The organism is [Clostridium] symbiosum ATCC 14940 (assembly GCF_000466485.1).
Classification (GTDB): domain Bacteria; phylum Bacillota; class Clostridia; order Lachnospirales; family Lachnospiraceae; genus Otoolea; species Otoolea symbiosa.
Window position 1 is genome coordinate 12,001 of sequence record NZ_KE993002.1, and the last position, 7,101, is coordinate 19,101.

Below are 7,101 nucleotides of genomic sequence, written 5' to 3' on the forward strand. Positions count from 1 at the left end.
CACTGCGGCGGTAGGGCATTATGTCGCCGAAGCGCCCCGCCGCAGGCGGAGAATCCCACGAGCGGGATTCTTTCTTGTTTAACAGGAAAATTCCCCTGTTAAATAAAAACCGCTCCGCGGCACTACTCGCGGGGTTCGTACTTGTCGTTAAAATCTCCTTTGTAAACAAGGAAAAGAAGGAGGAATAATCAATGAATCAACAATCACAATCTTTATCCCCGGCGCGCAGCAGAAAGTGTGCTGTCTACAGGATGGTGCTTGCGGCGATGTTCGCCTGTCTCGCCTTTGTGCTGAATACCTTCGTGTATTTTCCTGCCATGGCCCCGTTCCAGCACTTCGTTGATGTGATTGCCGCCGTGACACTGGGCCCCTGGTACGCCTGTGCCGCTGCATTTATCTGCGGAATACTCCGGATGCTCTCCGGCCGTACGGTTCAGGCTGTCACCGGGGCCGTCTTTGGTCCCATTCTGGGCGGACTGCTCTACCGGAGATTCCACAGTCTTTGGGCCGCTGCCCTGGGTGAAGTGATCGGCACCGGATTCTTCGGCGCCATCGCATCCTACCCGCTGATGAAGTGGTTCTACGGACTGGATGCCGGGTCACCTTATTATTACATACCGTTTTATACCCCATCTGCCGTCATGGGTGCAGCCATGGGCGTCGCAGTACTTCTGATTCTACGCCGTGCCGGAGTATTCAGCCGGATGCTGCAGGAACTGAACCAATAGCAGAAACCGAACCAATAGCAGACACTGAACTAATAAAAGGAGAATATAATGGAAAAGTTTGAAGCGGCGCTGCGCCGGGTCCGGGAGCGGACCCCTCTGGTACAGTGCATCACCAATTTTGTCACTGTGAACGACTGTGCCAACATCCTGCTGGCCTCCGGAGCTTCCCCTACCATGGCCCACGACATCCGTGAAGCAGCAGAAGCAGTCACCGGGGCCGACGCTCTGGTATGCAACATGGGAGCGATTGAAGACACGGATGCCATGATACTGGCCGGAAAACAGGCCAATCGGCTTGGTAAACCCGTTATCTTAGATCCGGTAGCCGCCGGAGGGACTGCGCTTCGCCGGGAATCCGCCGGACGGCTTCTCTCCGAAATCCATTTCGCCGTCATCCGCGGAAATGCCTCGGAGATTCGCGGCCTTGCCGGAGAAACGGCAGCCGGCAGCGGCGTGGATGCAAGTGTCTTAGATGTCGTTACCGAAGAAAATCTTCTGTCGTCTCTGGAAATGGTTCGTTCCTTTTCGCAGCGCACAGGCTCCGTAATTGCCGTTTCGGGAGCCATCGATATCATTTCCGACGGGAATAACGCCATGGCACTGCGGGGCGGCTGCGCCACCATGGCGCGTATCACGGGCAGCGGCTGTATGCTGACCACTCTGATCGGCGCATTCTGCGGGGCAATGCCGGACGATTTTTATACCGCCTCCTGCGCCGCCATGGCCGCCATGAATGTGTGCGGCGAGCTGGCGGAAAAACGCCGTCTCACCAATGGTACGGGCAATGCTACGTTCCGCACCGATCTCATCGACGCAGTATTTAATCTCACTGAACAACAATTAACGGAGGGTGTACGCTATGAAATTTACTAAAGAAGAAATCCGCAAATCCTTGCTGCTCTATGCCGTCACGGACCGCATGTGGCTCAATGAGGGAGAAACCCTGATCTCTGTGGCGGAGGAAGTTTTAAAAAACGGGGCAACCTTTCTGCAAATCCGTGAAAAGGCTCTGAATGAGGACGACTTTGAAGCAGAGGCAGAGGCGCTGCACGCCCTCTGTGCGAAATACCGCGTTCCTTTTGTCGTCAACGACAGCGTTGAAATTGCCCTCCGATGTAACGCCGACGGTGTCCATGTGGGGCAGTCCGATATTAAAGGACGCGATATCCGGGCGCTGATTGGTCCCGATGCTATTCTGGGCATCTCCGCCGGAACAGTGCAGGAGGCTGAAGCGGCAGAAGCGGCCGGGGCCGACTATATCGGAGTAGGTGCGGTTTTCACCACCGGGACAAAAAAAGACGCACGCTCTCTGACCATGGAACAGCTTCGCGCCATCCGTAATGCAGTCTCCATTCCCATCGTGGCAATCGGCGGAATCAATTCCGGAAACATCATGCGGCTGTCTGGCAGCGGCGTGGACGGAGTTGCCGTAGTTTCCGCCATCTTCGCCGCACCGCATCCCGGGGTTGCGACGGCCGGGATGCTTAAACTGGCAGAAGAAATGCTCTCTGCTAAGACAGTCAGAGGAGAAGGTAATGAATAAACGCTTCGCTATTTTTGATATGGACGGCACTCTTGTTGATTCCATGGCATTCTGGCAGCGGCTCGGGAGGGAGTTTCTTGCCTCACAAAACATTACAGAGCGGGTAGATGAGGTTCTGGAACGAATTATTCCCATGACCATGACAGAATCCGCAGCCTTATTCATTCAGGAATTTGGTCTGTCGCGAACACAGGAAGACCTGGCCGCAGAGATGAATGCCATCATGGAACGCCACTATCGTTCTGATATTCCGCTTAAACCCGGTGTTCCGGAATATCTGAATATGCTCCGGAGTAACGGAGTGAAAATGTGCGTCGCCTCTGCCACTCCGGTTCATCTGATACACGCCTGTCTGACACGCCTTGGCGTGGCGGAGTATTTCAGCTTCCTGATTTCCTGTGATGAAGCCGGCGCCGGAAAAGACAGGCCCGGGGTCTATCTCCTCGCCTCAGAAAAATTAGAGGCCGCCCCTCAGGAAACCGCTGTCTATGAAGACGCCCTCTACGCCGCTAAAACAGCTAAAAAGGCCGGATTTTATACAATAGGTGTCTATGACAAATGTGCCGCTGAAAACTGGGAGGCATTGAAAGCCCTTTCAGATGAAACAATCCGGGACTGGAAAGAGCCTGTTAATCAATATAACAACAAATAAGGAGGGAAAAATAATGAGTGCAAGCATTGCAATTCAGGTACTGCCCAAGGCAGAAAACGACACCGAACTGGTAAGGATCGTGGATGAGGTCATCGCCTATATCAAAAGCTGCGGTCTGCGCTGTGAAGTAGGCCCCTTTGAAACCACAATCGAGGGTGACAGCTACGACCAGCTCATGGATATTGTAAAGGAATGCCAGCATGTAGCCGTCCGTGCCGGTGCAGAAAAAGTGTCCGCCTATATAAAGGTGGTATATCAGCCGGAGGGCCAAATCCTGACCATCGACCAGAAAATCACCAAACACCGTTAACATGGAGCCGGTTAAATTACGGCTTAAAAGCACATATAAGCATGATGAAGAAAGGGAATCTTTATGAAAACAGCCTTGACGATAGCCGGAAGTGATTCCAGCGGAGGCGCCGGTATTCAGGCCGATATCAAGACCATGACGGCCAACGGCATCTATGCCATGAGCGCCATCACAGCTCTGACCGCCCAGAACACCACCGGTGTCACCGGTATCTTTGATGTAACTCCTGCATTTTTAGCCGCCCAGCTCGACGCCGTATTTACCGACATACGCCCGGATGCGGTAAAAATCGGCATGGTTTCTTCCGCAGAGCTTATCGAGGTTATTGCAGAAAAACTGACACAGTATGGGGCCGGTCACATAGTGGTCGATCCGGTGATGATGTCCACTTCCGGTTCCAAACTCCTCAAGGACAACGCGATCGATGTTCTGAAGGCAAAACTGCTTCCCCTGGCTGAGATTGTGACGCCGAATATCCCGGAGACCGAACTGCTATCAGACACTGCAATCCGCGATGACAAGGATATGGAAAAAGCCGCGCAGATAATCAGCGGGCGGTACGGCTGCACCGTACTCTGCAAAGGCGGCCACAATTTAAACGACGCCAACGACCTGCTGTATATGAACGGTGAAAAACACTGGTTTTATGGACGCAGAATCGATAATCCCAACACCCATGGAACCGGATGCACCCTTTCCAGCGCTATTGCTTCCAATCTGGCAAAAGGAATGGAACTGACTGCGGCGGTGGAACGGGCAAAAGAATATATCTCCGGCGCTTTGGCAGATATGCTGGATTTGGGCAGGGGACAGGGACCTATGAACCATCTGTTTGAATTAAAAGGGGAATTTGTAGTGTAGATTTTAATATTTTGGCGTAGAAGTTATGTTACTGTCCACAGAACTGCGCTTTTCAGCTGGGCTGTGAACAGTAACGATTTCATCACACTTGCAACAGACTTTGCCATACTTTAAAGAGCCTTAGTGACTTTAAAAATTTTTTGTGGTATAGTAAACTTCCACTTTTATGAAAAGGAGTTGATAATATATGCCACAGATGAACAAAGGCGGTAAATTTATTTTTGGAAAGTCACTGATACGAGAGGACTTAACGATACATCTTCCACTGCAGGCACTCACTGAATACAACGCCACAGCAGAGGGAAAAGTCTATCTTTTTACCGGAAGCAAAATTACCGGCGGTTTCTGAGTGACAAGGAAGAGTTTGTTAGAACCATCAAAATTGGGACACATTCTTTCTGCTAATCCGGCTTTACTGAATTACCAGACTTCGGAGGGCGAGTTTATCAAATACAAAGGACGGTCATATTGCTGGGTAAGTATTTCCAGAACTGGTATAATTCAGTTAAATCAGAATATAATTGATTTTCTTAATCTGGAAATTGGAATGGAGCTGTTATCTATCCGAAGCAGCGATATTGCTTTCACAATGGGTGCCAAAGGACCGCTATTAGAAAAGGCAGAAAACTATGATGGAGAAATCAAAATATATTAAAAACAGGTATCACGTAACATCCGGTATTACTCAAATAAATGTAAAGGTGCAATTGAAGAATCACCTTTTGTCCAGATTAAAATAGACTTTTTTATTTCACTTTTTTAAACGTTTCGATGTGGAAATATGTTGTTTTTGGTTTGTTTCTCTCCTTATTCCCCCCTAGAGTGATCGACTAAACTAAAAGACAGATACAAAAACAGAGCCGGCATGATCTTAATTCCTGTCGGCTCTGCGAACTTCTTATTTTATTCTATTTTCGGCCGGATAACAGATACGGAACCGGAGACTAGAGATACCTCTACTCAAATTCTATCGTAGCCGGCGGCTTCCCGGTACAATCATACAGTACCCTGTTGACCCCCTTCACTTCGTTCACAATCCTGCTCGTCACCTTGCCCAGAACCTCCCAGGGAAGCTCAGCCGATTCGGCAGTCATGAAATCCGACGTTAAAACTGCCCTGAGGGCAATCGCGTAATCATAGGTTCTCTCGTCACCCATACAGCCAACAGAGCGCATATTGGTGATCGCCGCAAAATACTGGCCCAAATCGCCTGCGATGCCTGCCTTATCGATTTCCTCACGGTAAATCGCGTCAGCGTCCTGAACAATTCTCACCTTTTCCGGTGTTACATCACCGATAATTCTCACACCGAGTCCGGGTCCCGGGAACGGCTGACGGAACACAAGTCTCTCCGGAATCCCCAGTTCCAGCCCTGCCTTTCTTACCTCATCCTTGAACAGCATGCGGAGCGGTTCAATGATCTCTTTAAAATCAACATGCTCCGGGAGGCCTCCCACATTGTGGTGGGACTTGATTACCGCCGATTTGCCGAGGCCGGATTCGATGACATCCGGGTAAATTGTCCCCTGGACCAGAAAATCCACCTTACCGATTTTTTTCGCCTCTTCCTCGAACACGCGGATAAATTCTTCTCCTATAATTTTACGTTTCTGTTCCGGATCCGATACCCCGGCCAGCTTCTCATAGAAACGCTCCTGGGCATTCACACGCACGAAGTTTAAATCGTACTGTCCTTCCGGTCCGAATATCGCCTCAACCTCATCTCCCTCATTCTTACGGAGCAGGCCGTGATCGACAAATACGCAGGTTAACTGTTTGCCAATCGCTTTAGCCATCATTACGGCAGCCACGGAGGAGTCCACGCCGCCCGACAGTGCGCAGAGCGCACGGCCGCTTCCGACCTTCTCACGGATTTCACCGATCGTTCTCTCTACGAACGCATCCATCTTCCATTCGCCCGTACATTTGCAGACATTATATACAAAGTTAGAAAGCATCTTCGTACCTTCCTGTGTATGCATAACCTCGGGATGGAACTGGACGGCGTACCAGTTATTTTCCTCACACTCCATGGCCGCAACCGGGCAGACAGGAGTTGTGCCGGTAATCTTGAATCCTTCCGGCGCTTTTTCAATATAATCCGTATGGCTCATCCAGCAGATCGTCTTTGGTGAGACGCCCTCAAACAGCTTGGAAGCCGTATCTACTTCCACCTCTGTCTTACCGTACTCGCTGACAGGAGCCGTTGCCACCTTGCCCCCGAGCAGATGCGCCGTGAGCTGCGCGCCATAGCAGATTCCCAAAATCGGAATACCCAGTTCAAAAATTTCCTTTGGACAGCTGGCAGAGTCTTCCCCGTACACACTGTTCGGTCCGCCGGTAAAAATGATTCCTTTCGGGTTCATTTCCTTAATCTGTTCCAGCGGCATATTGTATGAATGTACTTCACAATACACGTTGCATTCTCTGACTCTTCTGGCAATAAGCTGGTTATACTGGCCGCCAAAGTCCAATACAATAATCATCTCTTTTTCCACGAGTATTCCTCCTAATAATTTCCGTTGGTGAATTTAAATAATGTTAGTGAATCTAAACAATGACCTCAAATTCATAATCATACAGCAGTGTCCTGCCGTAACTATTATCGGCAAAATTGCCATAAATTATAAACTCAGGCCAATTCTCTACAAAGCCGGTCAAACACCTGCCATAACGGCAGTTACATTTCCCGCCTTTAAGCGTACTCTTTATTATAAAATAATGACGGTATATTGACAAGAAGTTTTTTCACGGTTTTACGCCATTTTTCGCCCTATATTTTGTATCTTTGCAACAGTATGGAAAAAATGTCAAACAGCCTCATGCCGGCCTCCGATACCTTAAAGGGCAGAGACAAGCCTGTTTCTGTTCACACGCCTGCCAAAACGCGGCTGGGCTGCGAACAGAAACCAAACCTTGCTTCTGCCCTGATAACTCGTTTTCCGTCCCCGATTGGAGGGTGTCGTGAGGGGAAAATCCGGCCGGAATGAATTGCTGCGGGGACCGT

The 7,101-nt window shown here is 50.0% G+C and carries 8 protein-coding genes; 7 read left to right on the forward strand and 1 reads right to left on the reverse strand.

What is annotated here, in order from left to right; genetic code table 11:
- The first annotated feature begins 191 nt into the window (after window positions 1–191).
- The 7 genes from thiW to CLOSYM_RS24365 all read left to right on the forward strand — a co-directional run bounded on the left by thiW (window position 192) and on the right by CLOSYM_RS24365 (window position 4,443).
- Complete coding sequence (gene thiW / locus CLOSYM_RS18180; protein WP_003502340.1) at window positions 192–728, forward strand: energy coupling factor transporter S component ThiW; 537 nt, start codon at window positions 192–194, stop codon at window positions 726–728.
- 48 nt (window positions 729–776) lie between these two features.
- A complete protein-coding gene (gene thiM / locus CLOSYM_RS18185; protein ID WP_021643260.1) occupies window positions 777–1,601 on the forward strand; it encodes a hydroxyethylthiazole kinase in 825 nt (274 codons plus the stop codon).
- Window positions 1,588–2,271, forward strand: a complete 684-nt coding sequence (gene thiE / locus CLOSYM_RS18190) for a thiamine phosphate synthase (RefSeq protein WP_021643261.1) — start codon at window positions 1,588–1,590, stop codon at window positions 2,269–2,271. The genes thiM and thiE overlap by 14 nt, the downstream gene beginning before the upstream one ends.
- Entirely contained in the window at window positions 2,264–2,923 is a 660-nt protein-coding gene (locus CLOSYM_RS18195; RefSeq protein ID WP_021643262.1) for an HAD family hydrolase, read from the forward strand. The genes thiE and CLOSYM_RS18195 overlap by 8 nt, the downstream gene beginning before the upstream one ends.
- Before the next feature lie 13 nt (window positions 2,924–2,936).
- On the forward strand, window positions 2,937–3,233 hold the full coding sequence (locus CLOSYM_RS18200; protein WP_003502333.1) for a thiamine-binding protein: 297 nt from the start codon (window positions 2,937–2,939) through the stop codon (window positions 3,231–3,233).
- A 63-nt stretch (window positions 3,234–3,296) separates the two neighbouring features.
- Window positions 3,297–4,094, forward strand: a complete 798-nt coding sequence (thiD, locus tag CLOSYM_RS18205; RefSeq protein WP_003508442.1) for a bifunctional hydroxymethylpyrimidine kinase/phosphomethylpyrimidine kinase — start codon at window positions 3,297–3,299, stop codon at window positions 4,092–4,094.
- Between the two features lie 187 nt (window positions 4,095–4,281).
- Window positions 4,282–4,443, forward strand: a complete 162-nt coding sequence (locus tag CLOSYM_RS24365) for a hypothetical protein (RefSeq protein ID WP_021643263.1) — start codon at window positions 4,282–4,284, stop codon at window positions 4,441–4,443.
- Window positions 4,444–5,050: 607 nt separating this feature from the next.
- Here the strand turns inward: CLOSYM_RS24365 and guaA are convergent.
- Window positions 5,051–6,592 carry a glutamine-hydrolyzing GMP synthase gene (gene guaA, locus CLOSYM_RS18215; protein ID WP_021643265.1) on the reverse strand — a complete coding sequence of 514 codons (1,542 nt, stop codon included), beginning with the start codon at window positions 6,590–6,592 and terminating at the stop codon, window positions 5,051–5,053.
- Between the last annotated feature and the right edge of the window lie 509 nt (window positions 6,593–7,101).